Annotated in this window: 20 protein-coding genes; all 20 read right to left on the bottom strand. The window is 42.8% G+C overall.

Annotation, left to right across the window (positions count from 1 at the left end):
• Positions 1–18: 18 nt before the first annotated feature.
• Positions 19–477, bottom strand: a complete 459-nt coding sequence (locus ACFQ4X_RS01920; RefSeq protein WP_379832879.1) for a GNAT family N-acetyltransferase — start codon at positions 475–477, stop codon at positions 19–21.
• Positions 478–490: 13 nt separating this feature from the next.
• Positions 491–1,261: an alpha/beta hydrolase gene (locus tag ACFQ4X_RS01915; protein ID WP_379832878.1), complete on the bottom strand. Its 771-nt coding sequence runs from the start codon at positions 1,259–1,261 to the stop codon at positions 491–493.
• Positions 1,262–1,488: 227 nt separating this feature from the next.
• The gene (locus ACFQ4X_RS01910; RefSeq protein ID WP_379832877.1) at positions 1,489–2,352 is read right to left on the bottom strand and encodes an MBL fold metallo-hydrolase; all 864 of its coding nucleotides are present in this window, start codon (positions 2,350–2,352) and stop codon (positions 1,489–1,491) included.
• Positions 2,353–2,405: 53 nt separating this feature from the next.
• A complete protein-coding gene (locus ACFQ4X_RS01905) occupies positions 2,406–3,344 on the bottom strand; it encodes a VanW family protein (RefSeq protein WP_379832876.1) in 939 nt (312 codons plus the stop codon).
• A 357-nt stretch (positions 3,345–3,701) separates the two neighbouring features.
• The gene (locus ACFQ4X_RS01900) at positions 3,702–4,673 is read right to left on the bottom strand and encodes a ring-cleaving dioxygenase (protein ID WP_379832875.1); all 972 of its coding nucleotides are present in this window, start codon (positions 4,671–4,673) and stop codon (positions 3,702–3,704) included.
• Positions 4,674–4,769: 96 nt separating this feature from the next.
• Complete coding sequence (locus tag ACFQ4X_RS01895; RefSeq protein ID WP_379832874.1) at positions 4,770–5,096, bottom strand: YnfA family protein; 327 nt, start codon at positions 5,094–5,096, stop codon at positions 4,770–4,772.
• Between the two features lie 78 nt (positions 5,097–5,174).
• Positions 5,175–6,140 (bottom strand): L-histidine N(alpha)-methyltransferase, encoded by a 966-nt coding sequence (gene egtD, locus ACFQ4X_RS01890; protein ID WP_379832873.1) that lies wholly within the window; start codon positions 6,138–6,140, stop codon positions 5,175–5,177.
• On the bottom strand, positions 6,137–7,411 hold the full coding sequence (gene egtB / locus ACFQ4X_RS01885; RefSeq protein WP_379832872.1) for an ergothioneine biosynthesis protein EgtB: 1,275 nt from the start codon (positions 7,409–7,411) through the stop codon (positions 6,137–6,139). The genes egtD and egtB overlap by 4 nt, the downstream gene beginning before the upstream one ends.
• A 343-nt stretch (positions 7,412–7,754) precedes the next feature.
• Entirely contained in the window at positions 7,755–8,036 is a 282-nt protein-coding gene (locus ACFQ4X_RS01880; RefSeq protein ID WP_379832871.1) for a DUF3817 domain-containing protein, read from the bottom strand.
• Between the two features lie 294 nt (positions 8,037–8,330).
• Positions 8,331–9,227 carry a manganese catalase family protein gene (locus tag ACFQ4X_RS01875; protein ID WP_379832870.1) on the bottom strand — a complete coding sequence of 299 codons (897 nt, stop codon included), beginning with the start codon at positions 9,225–9,227 and terminating at the stop codon, positions 8,331–8,333.
• A 418-nt stretch (positions 9,228–9,645) separates the two neighbouring features.
• Entirely contained in the window at positions 9,646–9,828 is a 183-nt protein-coding gene (locus ACFQ4X_RS01870; RefSeq protein ID WP_379832869.1) for a 4-oxalocrotonate tautomerase, read from the bottom strand.
• Between the two features lie 13 nt (positions 9,829–9,841).
• Positions 9,842–10,642, bottom strand: coding sequence for a 2-keto-4-pentenoate hydratase (locus tag ACFQ4X_RS01865; RefSeq protein WP_379832868.1), 801 nt, complete (start codon positions 10,640–10,642; stop codon positions 9,842–9,844).
• A 3-nt stretch (positions 10,643–10,645) separates the two neighbouring features.
• A complete protein-coding gene (gene dmpG, locus ACFQ4X_RS01860; RefSeq protein ID WP_379832867.1) occupies positions 10,646–11,674 on the bottom strand; it encodes a 4-hydroxy-2-oxovalerate aldolase in 1,029 nt (342 codons plus the stop codon).
• Positions 11,661–12,572, bottom strand: coding sequence for an acetaldehyde dehydrogenase (acetylating) (locus ACFQ4X_RS01855; RefSeq protein ID WP_379832866.1), 912 nt, complete (start codon positions 12,570–12,572; stop codon positions 11,661–11,663). The genes dmpG and ACFQ4X_RS01855 overlap by 14 nt, the downstream gene beginning before the upstream one ends.
• A 27-nt stretch (positions 12,573–12,599) precedes the next feature.
• Positions 12,600–13,385, bottom strand: a complete 786-nt coding sequence (locus ACFQ4X_RS01850) for a 2-keto-4-pentenoate hydratase (RefSeq protein ID WP_379832865.1) — start codon at positions 13,383–13,385, stop codon at positions 12,600–12,602.
• A gap of 293 nt (positions 13,386–13,678) precedes the next feature.
• The gene (locus tag ACFQ4X_RS01845) at positions 13,679–15,148 is read right to left on the bottom strand and encodes an aldehyde dehydrogenase (protein ID WP_379832864.1); all 1,470 of its coding nucleotides are present in this window, start codon (positions 15,146–15,148) and stop codon (positions 13,679–13,681) included.
• Positions 15,149–15,151: 3 nt separating this feature from the next.
• A complete protein-coding gene (locus tag ACFQ4X_RS01840) occupies positions 15,152–15,622 on the bottom strand; it encodes a RidA family protein (RefSeq protein ID WP_379832863.1) in 471 nt (156 codons plus the stop codon).
• The gene (locus ACFQ4X_RS01835) at positions 15,594–16,640 is read right to left on the bottom strand and encodes an amidohydrolase family protein (protein ID WP_379832862.1); all 1,047 of its coding nucleotides are present in this window, start codon (positions 16,638–16,640) and stop codon (positions 15,594–15,596) included. The genes ACFQ4X_RS01840 and ACFQ4X_RS01835 overlap by 29 nt, the downstream gene beginning before the upstream one ends.
• Positions 16,628–17,170: a 3-hydroxyanthranilate 3,4-dioxygenase gene (locus ACFQ4X_RS01830; protein WP_379832861.1), complete on the bottom strand. Its 543-nt coding sequence runs from the start codon at positions 17,168–17,170 to the stop codon at positions 16,628–16,630. The genes ACFQ4X_RS01835 and ACFQ4X_RS01830 overlap by 13 nt, the downstream gene beginning before the upstream one ends.
• A 15-nt stretch (positions 17,171–17,185) precedes the next feature.
• Positions 17,186–18,673 (bottom strand): 4-hydroxyphenylacetate 3-hydroxylase family protein, encoded by a 1,488-nt coding sequence (locus ACFQ4X_RS01825; protein WP_379832860.1) that lies wholly within the window; start codon positions 18,671–18,673, stop codon positions 17,186–17,188.
• Between the last annotated feature and the right edge of the window lie 309 nt (positions 18,674–18,982).

The raw sequence follows: 18,982 nt of genomic DNA, 5'->3' as shown, positions 1-18,982 counted from the left end.
CTCTCCTTTTTTATTCGATTACAAAATTTTGTTCATAGAAACAGATGCCTGCTTAAACCCTGATTTCCTATAAAGTTCAATTGCATTTTCGTTGCTACCGAACACATGTAAACCTAGTGACGCTGCACCAAGCTTTCTGGCTTCTTCTTCAAAAAAACGCAGCGCTTCACGGGCAATTCCCTGTTTTCTAAAAGCATTCAGGATGTAAATATGATAGAGAAATGCTTTTTTCTCCTCTTTCATAACATGAAACCAAAGGTAGCCTGCGAGCCTTTTTTCACTCTTAATATGATAAAGATATTGTCCCTCTGTATTCTCTTGATCTGGCAGCAAGCTTTCGATCTGCTTTTCTGCCTTTTCGTTTGCCTCTTCCATCGACATCAGATAGTGCTCAGCCGTATCTTTTGCGTAATCAGGAATCATAAACCCTATGTAGCTCTGAAACTCTTTATTGTTCATTTTTTCAAATGAGATCAATACTTTCAGCTCCTTATTTCATCAAGTATTCAATAATTTCGGGCATTCTTTCACGCCAAGCTGATTCATGATGCTTTCCGCCCTCTGCTACTTCAAAGCGTACTTCTATACCCTTTTCCTTGAGCTTCTCGTATACTTTTTCTGAAGAACTGATGTAATGTCCTGCATCTACTTTTGATGTATCTTCATCTGTTCCTATGTCCATATAAAACTTTTCTACAGCACTCAAGTCACTTTCTTCTATGAAGCTTTCAATTTCCTGCTGGTTAAACCAAAACGCAGACGACAAGCTAGCTATTCTGCTATAAATGTGCGGATAGCGGCATGCGGCATAGGTGGAAATCAGCCCGCCCATTGAACTACCTGCCATTAAAGTAACATCGGGTTTCGTTCGGTACTTTTCATCAATTAACGGCTTTAAGGTATAAAGCAAAAATTCAAGATACGCTTCCCCTTTTCCGCCAAAAACACCTTCGATTTGAAGCAGCTCTGGTCCAACTGAAGGGTTTTCCCAAGGACCATATTCATTAAGGCGTTCAAATCCTTCATGATTGCAGTCAATCCCGACGATAATAAGCGGTATTTTACTTTCTTTCAGATAGTCAGCAAGCCCCCAAGATACGCCATAACTAGCATCTTCATCACGAAAAAGGTTTTGCCCGTCATGCATATACAAAATGGGATAGGTTTCATCAGTTTCCTCATACCCAGCGGGGAGGCAGACCCGGATCTGTCTTTCAATACCACCGAACTGTTCTATCTTAATCTTAAATTCTTGTATCATCTTATTCTCCTAATCTTGATTTTCTTATTGATGTCTTGAAAGTGGTTGGTTTCCGCTCCAGGATGCTCGCTTTCCAGGGGGCGTGCGGTGAGCCTCCTGCCGCTTTGCGCCATTAGGAGTCTCACCTGACCGCTCGTCCCGCAGGAGTCTCGCACCTTGCGCTCCAATTAACTTGTCAATGAAATTTTTCACAAAAGCAGCAGGACCTTTAGAAAAGTTGCTGTAAGTTATTGATATAACTCATAGCCATTCACAAAAAACTGAATCGTCTCGATTTCATCTTCATTCAGTTCCCGGCCGATCCACTCTCTATAGGCTTCTGTAACGGCTTGCTTTTCCCCTTTAAATTTTTCAGTAAGATTCGCCACACTTCTTAATGTCTTTGCCTCTTGGTTATACTCTGATTTTGAAACTGGTTTCCAATGAGATAGAATATACGTTTCTGCATCAAACGTATCTATAACATCCAAAAGTTTAATTGTGTTCGATACCGTATAGTTATTTTGCGGTGCGTACATGTTCGCGTATATGCAATCTGCTAAAAATAAAATCTTTTCTTCTTTTATGTAGACGATTGAAGAATCCGTCGTATGATCTCCCCCCACATGCTGCACGATGCATGTCACACCGCCAAGATCAATTTCTGCTTTTTCATCAAACGTAATTGTTGGAAGCTTAACAGTAATCTCTCGGTGTTCTTGGCCTTGGAATTCGTTCTTGATAGCGGTTGCACAAAATTCAATTTCAATCCCTTGCCTTACCCTCTCATCCAGCGCTTCATCTAACCATGAAAAAGGTATGAGTTCTTTTATTTTAGCTTTCGTTTGGCTGGAGGCAATTGACGGAAAATCTAAGGCTGACATGCCAAAAATATGATCCCAGTGCCAATGCGTAATAACAGCAAGACCCGGCTTGCGTATGCCTTTTTTATGTAATTCTTCTAAAAAGTATTTTGCATGATTTTCTGAGTTCCCAGCATCGATCATCAGCGTCATATCGTCTCCAACAACTGCCCCTAAAATCGGTCTGTCTGTTTCAGAGACAGGTGTTTGATACCAAAATCGCTCACTTAATTTCTCCAGTGTTTGCAATACTTTCATCTCCCCATGAAACGATCTGTATTTTTCTTAATTGTACATTTTTATTATCTTTCTGGGTTAGAAAGATGCACATTCTGCTCTATATGGATTTCTTTCGGCAGACTGGTTGGTGCATTAGGTACTTTTTTTGTTTTCATATTAATCACATCAGAGGAATAGAGCTTTACCATCATACTTCCTCCATATTTTTTAGCCCTGATTAATATAGGCTGATTGTATTGATTCTTAAATTGAAAATCAGGACCGTACCAGCTGACCGTTGCATCTCTGCCAGAAGGAACATACGGAACCCTTTTACTATGAGAATAACGCTGCACGATCTTTAATCCTGCCCGGTCAACCGCATTAAACAGTGTAGAAGACACTTGGCAAATCCCCCCGCCAACACCTTCAGATAATTCACCCCTGACGATAATAGGAGCACGCATATATCCTTTAGCTATTGTTCGATTTCCTACAACTTGATTAAAAGAAAATGTTTCGCCTGGGAAAACAACATGGCTGTCCAATGCTTTTGAAGCCAGTTCAATATTGTTGGAGCGGCTTTTGTTATTAGAATTAAAGTACGTTATGTATTGCCCGATTTGCTGGGTTTTAATATGTGCGAGGAGCTCAGTATCCACCTTTGGATAAATATTAACCTCGGGAACATCTATCTTCGCGGAGCCTTTACTGAAAAAATAGGTGTAAAAGCTTTCTTTAAACATGAGCCGATTTAATTTGTAGCCTACTTCTCCAGGAACGACACTTCCTACATCATTGATTTTGGCGTTAACGGGAGCTTTGAAGGTTTGTTTTTCTAGTTTATCTACAAATCGGTCGTATTTTTCATCATCGATCATGGGTATGCCTGGTATCGGGGCAGAAAATTGAGTGCGATCAACCTCGACGATCGTTTTCCCTTGCTGGTTCACTGTTAAGCTATCAGGCTGAATGACGGGCTGTGCGATTAATAACAATCCAGTTAACCACTTTAGGAACATTTTAGTACTCCTCCACTCTTTTAAATAGGCTGTTTTCGTTGTTGTTTTTGAAAGAAGTTGATCTCCGTTTCAGGATGCTCGCTTTCCGCGGGGTGTGCGGTGAGCCCTCTCGGTGCTTTTGCACCATGAGTGGTCTCACCTGTCCCACTGATCCCGCAGGAGTCTCGCACCTTACACTCCAATCAACGTGCCGATGGAGGCAAATTACAAAAAAACCACCCAAAACAACAATCTTTTAGAAAAGGTTATATAAGTCATACCTAGCGTTTTTTACTTTTTCCTAATTTGCAGTTTTTATTACAGATTTCAATAAAAAAAACGCCTGAATCAAAGTTTGATTCAAGCGTCATTCCTTTATTAAGCTTTTGTATTTAACGGCTTAAGTCTTGCTTCTATTTCTTCACGCTGCGGTTCAAGAAATGGCGGCAGCGCCAGTGATTCTCCAAGATGTTCCATTTCCTCGTCTGTATCAAAACCTGGTCCGTCAGTCGCAAGCTCGAAAAGAATGCGATTAGGCTCCCGGAAATAAAGTGATTTAAAATAGAAGCGATCTACGAAACCAGAGTTAGGGAATCTGGATGTTCTTACTTTTTCAATCCATTCACGCAGTTCATCTTCATTATCTACACGGAACGCGACATGATGCACTCCACCGCGGCCAAGTCGTTCCTGCGGCAGATCTGTCCGTTCTTCAATATGAATTTCAGCACCTGATCCGCCTTCTCCTGTTTCTAAAACAATAATATCTGGCTGACCTGAAACTTCTGCAGAGTAAGTTCCGCTTTTACGGAACCCTAAAAGTTCTTTTAACACTTGTATGGTTGGCTCAGCTGCAGGAACAGTTAATCGAACAGGACCCAGTCCAATAATCGCTGTTTCCTCTGGAGTTGTACTTTTACCCCAAGGAGTTCCGCCTGCTACACCTTTGTTATTTTCATCAGAAACTAAGATAAGACGCTGTCCTTCGAAGTCACGGAACGCGAGAGTCTGCCGTCCCGCACGGTCTTTGATCCCTTCTGTTTCAATTCCATGTTCTTTTAATCGTTTTTCCCAGTATGTTAATGAGGCATTATCTTTTACACGAAGAGAGATTGCAGAAATAGAATTGTTGCCGTCATGATTGCGGCCAGCCATCGGTATCTCAAAAAAAGTGAGCTCCGTTCCCGGATTTCCTTTTTCATCACCATAAAACAAATGATAAACACTCGTGTCATCCTGGTTCACGGTTTTCTTGATCAGTCTAAGCCCCATCACTTCTGTATAAAACTTAAAATTCTCAGGAGCTTTTGCCGTAAGCGCAGAGACATGGTGAATTCCTTTTAGTTCCATCTATAAAACCTTCTTTCACACTTTTTCTATATTATCTGCTTTTTTGTGAAAAATGCCCAATGAAACGGCCCGGTGTTTTAGCATATATACAAAATGTTAACTCCTCGGTGCCCAAAGCATGACAGAGACTCCTATTAAGCAGATACCTGCACCAAGCCAGTCATACATATCTGGAGCTTTTTTATCTATCAGCCATCCCCATAGTACCGCTAATATGATAAACACACCCCCATATGCTGCATAGACCCTTCCGAACGTCGGGAAATTCTGCAAAGTCGGAATCACGCCATACGCGACTAAAATTAAACTTCCAGCTATTCCATATGGAATCGGCTTAGATTCCCGGAGCCAAAGCCATACGAGATATCCTCCGCCAATCTCGGCAATTCCAGCGATTATAAATAAAAAAATTGCTGTAAACATCTTGAACCTCCCTTTAAAGCATTCTCCATTCATTGTAAAAGAAAAAAAGACCGAAAACAAAATTCGGTCTTTTTACCTTTATATGACTTCAAGATAGTGAATGCTGAACCACTGCCTTTCATCGCACCAAACTTTCTTTGGTTTAAATCCGCACATGGCAGCGATCTGGTGGAACTCTTCAATCGTAAATTTATAGGAGTTTTCTGTGTGAATGGTCTCTCCTTCTTGGAAGGCAATCTGTACGTCACCAATTGTAATCACCTGATTCTTCAAGCTTACAAGATGCATCTCAACCCGGCCTTTTTCCGCGTGGTAAAAAGCATGATGACTGAAATCTTCAAGCTTAAAGTTTGCCAGCAGTTCACGGTTTAATCGATTGAGCAAATTCAAATTAAAATCACGTGTAACTCCCTTTTTATCATTGTAAGCAGCATTCAAGACTGCTTGATCTTTTTTCAAGTCCACTCCAATCAATAGACCTCCGCCTGGTTTTAATAGTTCAGCCGTTTGTTTTAAGAACTCCTCCATTTCATGCGGCTCAAAATTTCCAATTGTTGAACCTGGAAAAAATACAACTTTTCGTTCTGATTCAAGTTTTGGCATTTGAAATTTTGCGGTATAATCCGCTGAGACAGCATGAACGTTTAAGCCCGGGTATTCCATTGATAACGCTCTAGCAGATTGATATAGAAAATCTTTTGAGATATCGATCGGTACATATTCTTTCAACTCTGGCATCGCCTCTAAAAGAGTTCTTACCTTTTCGCTGCTGCCGCTTCCAAACTCAATGAGTGCACTATTTGTTCCTGCTGCATTCGCCATTTCGCTTTTATATTTATTTAAGATAAATAATTCTGTGCGTGTCGGATAATATTCCCGCAGCATGGTGATCGATTCAAAAAGCTCGGAACCTTTTTTATCATAGAAGTATTTGGGTGAGATTGTTTTAGGTGATGATTTTAAACCGTGCAAAATTTCACTGTACATATCTGATTCGTTTTCATTCCCGACATGATAATGCACGTTCTGTTTAACGGTTTTCATGATTGGTCCTCCGCTAAACGCAAACCGCTGAACTGCCACCTTTTGTCCGCTTGAAAGAAGTTGCGGTATGTCGGACGAATATGGGACTGTGAGGTTGCACAGGATCCGCCTCGTAAAACAATCTGGTTGCACATGAACTTCGCGTTGTACTCGCCAAGTGCACCATCAAGTGGTTTGCTTCTTGGATAAGAGGTGTACGGGCTGCTCGTCCATTCCCATACATCCCCATAAGCTTGTTTAAACGGAGCAAGAGTCTCTGAACGATCCACAACAGGGTGATAGCACTCACTTTCCGCAAAATTGCCTTCGATTGGAATCGACGCCATCGCATGTTCCCATTCAGCTTCAGTCGGGAGCCTTTTCCCGCTCCATCTTGCAAATGCATCTGCTTCATAAAAACTGATATGACAAACCGGCTCATCCAGGTTGAGTTTCTTTTCACCTGTTAAGGTAAAAGTATACCAGCCATCCTCGGTTTTTCTCCAATACAGGGGGTGCTTCCACTTCTCTTTTTTTACGGTTACCCAGCCATCAGACAGCCAGTGCTCCGGCTGCTCATAACCGCCAGCTTCTATAAACGAGATATATTCACCATTCGTTACAGGATGCGAACTCAAACGGTAAGGCTCAAGCCATACTTTATGACGCGGCCGTTCATTATCGAACGAAAAACCTGCTCCAGAATATCCGATCTCTACAAGACCGCCTTCAATATTGATATACGTTGTTTCGGTATTTGATTGTGGAAGCTGGACAGTCTTAGGTTCAGCAAATTGAGGCAATATGGGATTGCAGGAAAAATTATATTTCACATCTGTTAAAAGAAGTTCCTGATGCTGCTGTTCATGCTGAAGACCGATTTCGATCAGATCGTGTATCTCCTGAGGAAGCTGACTTGCATATTGATTGACAAGGTGAATGATGGCTTCGTCAACATGTTTACGGTATTCATAGACTTCATCCATCGACGGCCTGGATAGCACCCCTCTGGAGTGACGCGGGTGATAGGAACCGATCGTTTCATAATAGGAGTTAAATAGATAATCAAACTGGGGATTATACGGGACATAAAATGAATCGTTTTCTTTTAAAATAAATCGTTCAAAAAACCATGTTGTATGGGCAAGGTGCCATTTTGGAGGACTGACATCAGGCATAGCCTGAATGATCGTGTCTTCATTTTGAAGTTTTGAAGCTAGTTTTTCTGATAAGGACCTGACCTGTTGATATTGTTCGCTTAACTTTTCAACTGCAGCATGCTCAATCGGCATAAGTATCCTCCCTTAACTTTTCATTTCATGACATTGCATCTTGATATATATATTGATGTCGTTCAGTCGTCATTCCACTTGAGTAAAAAGGTTTATCTTGCTTTTTCTTTTAAAGAACATATTAAACTATAAATAACCGAAATATAGGAAATTAAAACAAACTAAACGATTTCTTAACAATATAGGATACTATAAATGGAGAGAAGCTGGATGAGGAAGTGTACATATTGGAGGGACCCGAAAAAAATTTGTTAGGACCATATAAAAAAAGTTAAGCGGACCGAACAAAAAAATTATACTAAATAAAAAGGGAATATCCGCAAATGCAGACATCCCCTCCAATTTAATCTCTTAAAAACTTACGGTCAAAGATAAAAGGACCAAACGGCACTACAGATGAAAGTCCAGCAAGAAACGCTCTCATGAACGGCCATTTTTTAACGTTCCACACATAAAGAATAGCTAATGCATATAGAACAAACAGCAGACCATGCAGTGCACCGACAATCGTTACTGCCATCGGCTGATCCATAAAATACTTTAAAGGCATTGCGATAAATAAAAGGATAAGGAATGACCAGCCTTCTAAAAATCCAATTGTTTTCAGCATTTTAATTGGGTTCATAAAATAAATACCTCCAATATTACAATTCTATCTTTAGTTTTATCATAATTTGTATAAAGATAGACTCCTCAACCCTAACTATTGTGTGAACAAATGAAGGGAAATAAATTGTTTGGGGTCAGTCCCCAAACAATTTATTTCCCTTTTCATTATTGAGTATTTCTATCGGGTGTTTGCTCGATAATACCAAGCACATCTCAGCCATTTTGTTATTATGTCATAAAGCAAATTGCTTTCATTCAAAATAAACATTTAATATATAACATAAAAAAACCGGACGCATATTGCGCCGGTTTAGGTAATTCCTGCATTTTTCTTTAATCTTTCATAAATTTGATAAAAATCTTCCTGCGAGATACCTGGTGCAAACTCTTCTGATATCGACCTTAATTCAGGCATAGGAGCACCTTCTGGAGCACCGATTACGGTTTCCAGCTTCCCTCCTTGCGGATGCTGGCCTGCCCAAATTAATGCAATATCCCTATAATCCGTATCACTGAACGTATAAAGTTTCCGGTGAACACCTTCCGCCTCAAACTTTCTCGTCGTCTCAAATGCGGCGTTTTCGAGATCCGGAACAGGCAGCATTTTCTTGATATCTACACCTGTTACCATTTCAATCGCTTTTGCATAAGCAAGAACGTGAACACCGCCGCGAACGAGCAGATAGCCAATCATTTCACGTGCTACTGGATTGCTGGTCATTTCATATACTCTCATTTTGTGGGTCCGCGCCCCGCATTCCAAGAAAAAATTATGAAGCAGATCCAGCAATAAGTTGCCGCTGCTGAACACATAATCTCCATTCCATGTTTTCCCCATCGAATCAAACGGAAATGAAGTTTGTGCGGTTGCAATAAAATGCTGCGTGTTTCTTTTGTCAGTAGCTGCCGCCATCGGTGCCGAATTCACATCACCCGGCTGCGTCGTACCGTAAATCATTAGATTAATCGTATGGGAAACGAGTTCAACATGGCCAAATTCTTCTGCAGTAATACTTGAAACGAGATCAAAGAACGGCTTAAGCTTTCCCCTTTTTCTAAAATTAAAAGATTGATACATATAGTTATTGAGCGTAGACATCTCTCCGAATCTACCGCCTAATAACTCCTGAACAGCTGCTGCGGCATTCGCATCAGGGTTCACAGGTGTCGGCAATTCGATGGCCAGTCTGTTAAAACGCTTAATCATCAAGTTCCCTCCTCACGATAGCATATCGCTTAAAGGTATGAGAATTGAAGATTGTACTATTCCTGTTTTACAAGAAGCTATCTTGAGCTATTCATTGCCGATTGCGCTCGCAAACTTCCAGAACGGCTCGTAAATCTCGAGAACCGCTCGTAAATCTTAAAAACCGCTCGTAAATCTCAGCAACCGCTCGTAAATCTTAAAAACCGCTCGTAAATCTCGAGAACCGCTCGTAAATCTCAAGAACCGCTCGTAAATCTCAAGAACCGCTCGTAAATCTCAAGAACCGCTCGTAAATCTCGAGAACCGCTAGTAAATCTCAAGAACCGCTCGTAAATCTCAACAACCGCTCGTAAATCTCAACAACCGCTCGTAAACAAAATTTTTTTCAAAAAAAAAGACCCTTTGTCATCAAAGGGTCTCAACTTTGCTTTGGTTTTCCGCCTACTCCCCAGTGTTTGTTCGGAACTTCCTGAATCAGTACACGTACTTGCTCTTTTTTAACATCTAAACTTTCAGCAGCTGCATTGGTTAAGCTTTCCATCAGCTCACTCAGCTGCTCGTCTGTTCTGCCTTCTATAACATGTACGTGAATAATCGGCATCTGCAAATTTCTCCTATTTCACATATCTGGAAGACAGCGTGACAGAACCTAATCCGTCAAATTGAGCAATAATGGTGTCATCCATATCAAATGCAATGGCTTCTGATAATGCTCCGCTCAGTACGATATCTCCTTTTTTCAATCCTTCGCCTCGCTTAGCGAGCTTTTGCACAGCCCATGCAACAGCTTCTGCTGGATGGCCGAGAACGGCTGATCCAGCACCTGTTGCAACCATTTCGCCATTTTTGCTCATAACCATTCCGATGCTTGCCAAATCCAGCTCCTCCGGTTTCACCATCTTGCTACCCAATATCAATTTGGCTGAAGAACAATTATCTGCTACGACATCTGGCAGTGTAAAACGGAAATCCTTATAACGGCTGTCGATCACTTCAATGGCCGCGACAACATACTTTGCAGCTCTCATCACATCATCTGCCGTTACATGTTCCCCCATCAAATCTTCCTTCATAATAAATGCAATCTCTGGTTCTGCTTTTGGATGAATCAGTCTGTGTTGCTGAAGCGGCTCCCACTCGAACGCAAGCATATCACTTAACAGATATCCATAAATCGCCTCATGAACGCCCATCATTTCCTGTTTCGCCTTACTCGTCAGACCAAGTTTGATTCCGAGCCGTTTTGTTTTCGTTTTCTCCATTCTTCTTTCAATCAGCTTTTTTTGCAGATCATACGCTTCATCAATAGACAGATCAGGGTACTGATCGGTTATTTTCACTACTTCTTTCACGTCGCTTTCCGCTCGCAAAAGATAATCGACCACTTCAATATCAGACCTGTTCGTTACTGTCATGCTTTACACCTCCAGTTTCGTTTTCTTTGCTAATTCAGCCGCAACTTCAATAATGAGATCTTCTTGCCCACCGACCGCTTTTCGTTTACCTAATTCTATTAAAATATCTCTTGGGTCTAAACCAAATCGTTTACCCGCGCGTTCAGCATGAAGAAGAAAGCTAGAATAAACGCCTGCGTAACCCATCGCGAGGCTGCCTTTCCGGATTTCCTGCGATCCAGGAAGCATCGGTCCGATCACGTCCTCAGCTAAATCCATCATTTTATATAGATCAATTCCTGTTTCAATCCCCATCCGGTCCAGCACTGCAAGCAGCACTTCAGTCTGAGTATTCCCTGCACCTGCTCCAAGACAGCGAACACTTCCATCGATTCGGGTCGCACCTTCTTCGATTGCCACTAAAGTGTTAGCCACAGCAACAGATAAATTGTTGTGTGCGTGGAATCCGACTTCAATATCAAGTGAGTTTCTTAACGCAGATATCCGCTCCTTCACTTCATGAGGAAGCAAGGCTCCTGCCGAGTCCGTTACATACACACCTTGTGCACCATAAGACTCCATGAGTTTTGCTTGTTCGACCAGTTTTTCTGCCGGAGCAGAATGCGCCATCATCAAAAAGCCCATTACTTCCATGCCAAGTTCCCGTGCCATGTGGATGTGCTGAGCAGAAACATCAGCCTCGGTAACATGAGTAGCCACCCTGACGAGACTGGCACCTAATTTATGTGCTTGCTTTAACTCTGAGACTGTACCGATGCCCGGAAGAAGAAGAACTGCCACTTTTGCCTGTTGGCACGCACCAACCGCAGTTTCGATCAGCTTCATCTCATCAGTAAGCGACCGACCGTATTGAAGCGTTGATCCGCCTAACCCATCACCGTGGCTAACTTCGATATAATGCATACCTGCATCATCAAGAGCTTTAGCTGCATCAAACACTTGTTTTTCCGTGAACTGGTGAGCCATCACATGACTGCCGTCACGAAGGCATACTTCTGTGAATTTCAGCGGCAAAGAACTATTTCGTTTCATGAGTTGCCACCGCCTTGTTCAAATGATTCTCCTGGCCAAGCAGATGCTTAGCTACCATTTCTCCAGCTTGTTTTGCAGCAGCTGTCATGATATCCAGATTGCCTGCGTATTTTGGAAAATAATCTCCAGCTCCTTCTACCTCAACAAAAACAGTTACACGGCTGCCGTCAAATAAGGGTTCTTGTTTTAAGCGGTAACCTGGTACATAACTCTTAACCTTTTTCTCCATTTCAGCGATTGACTGTCTGATCTTCTCTTCATCCAGAGTCTTCACTTCACAGTAGATGGTTGCCCTCATTAAAATTGGAGGGTCTGCAGGGTTTAAGATAATAATCGCTTTACCTTGATCGGCACCGCCGACTTCTTCAATGCCGCGCCGCGTTGTGATGGTGAATTCATCAATGTTCGCACGAGTTCCAGGACCTGCGCTTAATGATGAAATCGTCGCAACAATTTCACCGTACGTCACATCAGCAGCTTCGTTAATCGCATGCACGATTGGAATCGTAGCCTGACCACCGCATGTGATCATATTAATATTACATGGTTCCAGATGATCCCCTAAGTTAACGGGTGGACATACAAACGGACCGACAGCAGCCGGTGTCAGATCGATCACCGTCTTCCCCATATCTTTTAAAATGTCAGCATGTCTTAAATGCGCTTTAGCAGAAGTCGCATCAAACACGATGTCAGCAAGATCCGGTCTTTCAATAAAATCATCGATCCCATTCGTGAATACTCGGTAACCTGCAGAGTTCGCACGTCTTAGACCATCAGACTCTGGATCGATGCCGATCATCGCTGTCAGTTCCAGACAATCACTTTTTTGAAGTTTATACATGAGATCAGTGCCAATGTTACCCGATCCGATTATAGCTGCTTTAATCTTTTTCACTGATTTTAGTCCTTTCTGCACATAATTTTAGTCACGAAACGAGATGGTTACAGAACCTAGCTTTCCGAAAGCTGCGGTTATTTCATCACCTGAATCTACATCGATTGCAGCAGACAAGGCACCTGGAAGAATGAGTTCTCCTGCTTTTAAAGATATATTGTAGTCTGCTAGTTTGTTAGCAAGCCACGCAATTGCATGTGCCGGATGTCCAAGAGCTGCAGCCCCTGATCCCGTCGCGGTTACTTCCCCATTTTTTATGAGTGTCATGCTTAATGTACGAAGATCTATTTGCTCAATCTCATAAAATGGTTCACCGATAACTGCTCTTGCTGATGAACCGTTATCGGCAACCGTATCCACAAGCTGAATCTTCCAATCTTCTATTCTGCTGTCTATGATTTCTAACGTGGGAACTAACGCATCTGTTGCCATTAGAACATCGACATACGTAATATTCGGGCCGCACAAATCTTCTTTTAAAATAAATCCGATCTCTGCTTCCACTTTTGGTTTAATAAAATCCTTTCTCGAAAGCACACTGCTAGTCGTAACTTTCATATGATCAAGAAGGTGCCCATAATCCGGTTCATTGACACCAAGCATGTTCTGCATGGCCTTACTCGTCAGTCCCACCTTTTTCCCGATTACCACACGTCCTTCTTCCAGTTTCTTCTGAACCCATTCCAGCTGAATTTCATATGAGTCTTTTACAGATAATTCAGGATATCGTACGGATAACGGCTCAACAGGGACCAATTTTTCTTCAGCTTCCATTAGTTCTGCTGTTAACTTAGAAATGATTTGCTGTTGCATCTTTATAAATCCTCCCTTCTCTATTCAAAGAGCAAAACGCGACTGGAATCCAATCACGTTTTAAAAAGACTGTATAAGTACTTTGTTTCTATCTAATCGCAATGACAGGTGATTCGATTGTAACTTTCAAAAGTTTTTTTAAAAGCTTCGCTGAAGTTGATTGGAGCGTAAGGTGCGAGATTCCTGCGGGATCAGCGGGACAGGTGAGACCATTCAATGTCGCAAAGCGACGAGTGGGCTCACCGCACGCCCCGCGGAAAGCGAGCATCCTGTAGCGGAGATCAACTCCCCCTCTAAAGCTTCATCGTTATCGTCTTAGCTTCTGAATAAAACTCGAAGCTATGTCTCCCGCCTTCTCGGCCGATTCCGCTCGCTTTTGAACCGCCAAATGGTGTGCGAAGGTCACGGATGTACCAGCAGTTCACCCATAGCAAACCAGAATCGACTGCGGCTGAAACTCGCTGTGCTCTGCGGATATCGTTTGTCCAGACAACTCCTGCCAAACCATACTGTGAGTCGTTTGCAATTCGAATCGCATCTTCCTCTGTTTTAAATGGAATGACGACAAGAACCGGTCCGAAAATTTCCTCCTGTGCCACACGCCACTTATTGTTCACATCATAAAGAACAGTAGGTTCATAGAAGTTTCCTGCTTCGAGTCCTTTAACTCGCTTACCTCCGCATGCGAGTTTTGCACCTTCTTTTAATCCAATATCTACATAGGTTTCAACCGTTTCAAGGTGACTCTTCGATACGAGCGCTCCCATATCGGTATCTTCCTGAGTTGGATCTCCTACCTTTATTTTCTTAACTGCTGCAACAAACTTGTCCAAAAACTCGTCATAGATGCTTTCTTGCAGAAGCAATCTGGATCCTGCCAAGCATATTTCCCCTTGATTCCGATAGATCGCATCAATGGATCCTTTAACCGCTTCATCTAAATCAGCATCTTCAAAAACGATATTTGCAGACTTGCCGCCTAACTCCAGTGATACAGGTATCAAATTTTCAGCAGCGTTTTTCATAATCGTTTTTCCTGTGTTTGATTCTCCGACAAATGAGATACGGCGGACGTTTGGATCAGTCGTCATCGCTGCTCCCATTGTGCTTCCAGGACCTGTAATGATGTTCAGAACACCTGGCGGGAGCCCTGCTTCATTCGCAATTTCTCCAAACATAACGGCAGAAAGAGGCGTATACGAAGCTGGTTTTACAACGACCGTATTTCCAGCAGCAAGTGCCGCTGAAGCTTTCCATGTCATCTGCATAAAAGGAAGATTCCACGGGATGATCAGACTCGTAACCCCTGCAGGACTATACTTGGCGTAGGACATAATGTTGTGTTTGTCATAATGCTCACTAACCATGTATTTTGACATCTCGGCAAAAAATCGGAAATTAGATGCGGCACGGGGAATATCGAATCCTCGGCTTTCTTTAATTGGCTTTCCAACGTCAAGGGTTTCAACCATCGCAAGTTCATCGACATTCTTCATGATGAGATCGGACATCTTGCATAGAATATCTGACCGTTCTTCTACTGGCATCTTGCTCCAGACTCCGCTGTCATAAGCTGTTTTAGCAGATTGAATGGCCCGCTTCGCATCTTGCTCACCGCCGTTTGCTACAAGGGCGAGTTTTTCATTAGTTGCCGGGTTAATGGATTCAAAAGTTTCACCAGAAAGTGCATCGACATATTCTCCATCAATGAACAGTTTCGCATTTTTAACTTTTACCGTCTGTGCAAGGGTTTCTGATTTCACTTCCTAGTCCCCCTTCTCTTCTTCAATCTCAACAATCATCTCTATTTCTATTGCTGTTCCGCCCGGAAGCTGCGCCATTCCAACTGCCGATCTGGCATGCCTTCCTTTTTCGCCAAAAATATTAACTAAAAGATCAGACGCCCCGTTGATAACTTTCGGCTGGTCTGTAAAATCCTCTGTACAGTTCACAAATCCAAGGAGCTTCACAATGCGTTTTACTTTGTTTAAATTTCCGAGTTCATGCTGAACAACAGCCAGCAGATTCAGCATGGACTGCCTTGAAGCCGCGTAACCTTCTTCAAGCGTCAGGTTTTCCCCAAGCTTTCCGTGATATTGATCAACACCCTGTCCGGCTGTAAATAGGAGATTGCCCACTCTCACACAGCTCACATAATTACCGACAGACGGGCGCACTTCTGGCAAAATAAGCCCTAGACTTTCAAGCTTATCCTCCGGTGTTTGAATGACTTGCAACGGCTGCACCCCGCTTTCGTTTTTCGAGATTTAAGAAGGCTGCTGCGTTTCCGCCAAGCATGGCCTTGCGCTGTTCATTTGTCAGTTCCAATGTTTCATCCAGCACTTTTCCTGGATTCACTTCACGCAATAAAAATGGATAATCAGATCCCATAAAAATTTTGTCAGAACCAAAACGCTCCATCATATAACGGATGTTGATCGGATCGTAATTTAGTGAATCAAAATAAAATTGCTTCGCATAATGACTCGGAGGATGTGTAGTCAAACGAAGATGCGGCCACACATGCCATCCCTGATCTAGGCGCGGGATTAAATACGGAAAAGACCCTCCGCCATGAGCAAAACAGATCTTCAGTTTTGGAAACTTCTCCATCATACCGCTCCAGATCAACGAAGCTGCAGCAAGTGCAGTTTCACTTGGCATCCCGATTGTATACATAAAGTTATGGTTTGGCATGCGTTCTTTCCCTAGCGTTTCCCAAGGATGAATGAACAGAGGAACTTCCCACTCCTCAGCTTTTTTAAAGAACTCAATAAACGAAGGATGATCCAGGTTCTGACCGTTCACGTTCGTTCCGATTTCAATACCATGAAGACCGAGTTCGTTCATGCAGCGGTCCATTTCCCTGATTGCGGTATCTGCGTCTTGCATCGGTACGGTCCCAAGTCCAGCAAAGCGGTCAGGATATTCATTCACCGTTTCTGCGATAAAATCGTTCTGGATTCGCGCCATCGCTTCGGCTTGTTCCGGCGGTGCCCAGTAAGAGAACGTCACAGGGATCGGGGATAGAACTTGAATGTCTACCCCTTCACGATCCATGTCATCGATCCGTTTTTTCGGATCCCATACTTGATCTGTTACGTCTCTAAAGTTTTTGCCTCCGACCATAATTGCAGCACCGCATGCACACGTTCTGTTTAGAACCGGCCATCTCTCCCCACCATACTTTTCAGCAAAGTCAGGAAACGACTCTGGAATGATATGTGTGTGAAAGTCGATTCTTAGCACTTCCATTCCTCCACGTTCTCTGGCATCTGATAGCCGCAGTCCTTGCACAAACGGACACGTTCGTTGGAGTTAAAGCTGTGAATCGCTTCTTTAACTTGTTTTTCAATATCACTTAACTGGACCGTTACACGGTGCATCTCAGAGTCACAGCGGTCACAGAACCAGACAAAGTCTTCCAGCTCACCTTCTGCACGTTTTCTCTCAATAACCAAACCAAATGAATCTGCAACACGGTGCGGTGAATGCGGAACCATTGCCGGAAGCATGAATACATCGCCTTCTTTTACTTCAACTACTTCGCGCTTGCCTTGTTTATTGATGATTTCTACATAGCAGCTGCCTTTGATCTGAAAGAAGAATTCATCTGACGGATCCACATGGAAATCACGTCTTTTGTTCGGTCCTCCTAAAATCATCGCGATAAATTCTGAGTCCTGCCAAATCACCTTATTATTTACGGGCGGCTTAAGAAGATCCTTGTTTTCTTCGATCCATTTTAATAGGTTAAAAGATTTTAAAGTTGTCGTTGTACTCATCCTTATTGCCTCCTTTTATTTAGCCAGCTTAGGCTGGTCAGCTACAAGATCATGTGTTACAGAAAGGGCTTCATCAACCATGGAAAACTTAGCTTTTCTTTTATAACCGTTATAGAAGATTGCTCTCTTACGGATTGGATCTCCTGTGTAATAGCGCTCATATTGAACAAGACGCTGTCCGAACGCTTCTCCGCAAAGATCCCATGCAAGCTTAAACAGCTTTACACGTTCGAGCGAATCTACACCTTCACGGCCTAAGTAATACTTATCAATCTCACTTCGAATTTCCGGTGCGTTAAAATCATTTCCTGTTGGTGACATGAGCAACCCGCCAGCTCCGATAATCTGGATTACTTCAATTGCTCTGGGATACATTTTTGGAAGCATGCCGCGAATTGTTTCAAGGGCTGCGGCATTCGGCATCACTTCACCAGAAGCTGTCGTTTCATACTCATACTCTGCTACTCGCAATAACGAGCGGATCACTTCCACGTTCTGCACGAGTTCACCCAAGTCGTTTTGTACATTCAGGTATCCATCAACACCGATAGAGTCTGCTAGTTTACAAGCTACTTCTGTTGCAAACGCCAGTTTCACATAGCCTCTTACACCAGATTGGTGAGCAGGCTGCTGTGCGATCCCTGTCTTAGGGTAAAGAAGATTAGCTGCTTCAACATTGTTATAAAGGAATACACGGTCCCAAGGAACAAGTACGTCATTAAAGACGAGAAGTGCGTCCATCTCTTCAAAGCGTGATGCCAATGGATGGTCAAACTGAGAACGCTTGCCGTCCTGCATCGGCTCACGGCAAATAAGCTTAAGTCCAGGAGTGTCCACCGGCACCGCAAATGCCAGAGCATAACGCTCGTCTCCAGGTGCGAATCCAGGGAACGAATAGATGATTACTTCGTCCGTGATCGGCGCGAGTGTCGCCAGCATTTTTGCTCCGCGGACGACCAGCCCATCTGGAGTTTCTTCAACAGCCCCAAGATGTGTGAACATATCTTTTTGTCCATGAGAGTTTTTGCTGCGGTCATTTTGCGGATTGATGATCGCATGTGTCAAAAACAGATCGTTATCTCTTATGTAGTTATAGTAGTTTTTGATATTTACAGACCATTCGGGATTATACTGATCTAGGAACCATCCATTATGGGCCATGCCTGTTACAACAACGTTTAAAAAGTCAGGCGTACGTCCCATGAGTCCAAAAGTAGATTTTGCATAGATTTCAAACAACTGGCTTCTCGCCATCATTTCTTCATAGCTCGTCGGGTGCAGGAACGCATTGTTTACCCTCTCGCCCGTTTCTTTGCAAATATGTGTAATGGAATCTTGATATTGCGGATCATGCTGCATGTCGTAAAGTTTGGCAATCTCTTGGATCGGCTGTTTAAAAACAGGTTCGTTCACAACATCTGTAACTCTCCTGCCCTCTAACCAAATTTCTGGTGAACGAGATTTCAATGCTTGAATATATTGAGCACCAGTTCTAATTCCCATACCATCTGCCTCCTCTATGAATAGATGTTTGAATTTGTAACCACTATATAAGAAAGCGCTTTCGACTCTCAATACTGAAATTTCATATTATGAAATTATCAGAAAATTAATTTAATATTATGAAAGTTTGTTTTCGCAAACTTTGTCCCTCTTGGAAGTGGTTGATTTCCGTTCCAGGATGCTCGCTTTCCGCGGGGCGTGCGGTGAGCCTCCTCGGTGCTTTGCACCATTAGGAGTCTCACATCAAGGAAGCATTTGTGCTCCTGCATCTTCAAGTAAACCCAGCGAAGCGTGCTTCCTCGTCGCATG

It is taken from the genome of Fictibacillus halophilus, from assembly GCF_042680145.1.
Taxonomy (GTDB): Bacteria; Bacillota; Bacilli; order Bacillales; family Fictibacillaceae; genus Fictibacillus; species Fictibacillus halophilus_A.
This window is presented reverse-complemented; position numbering and strand designations above follow the sequence as displayed.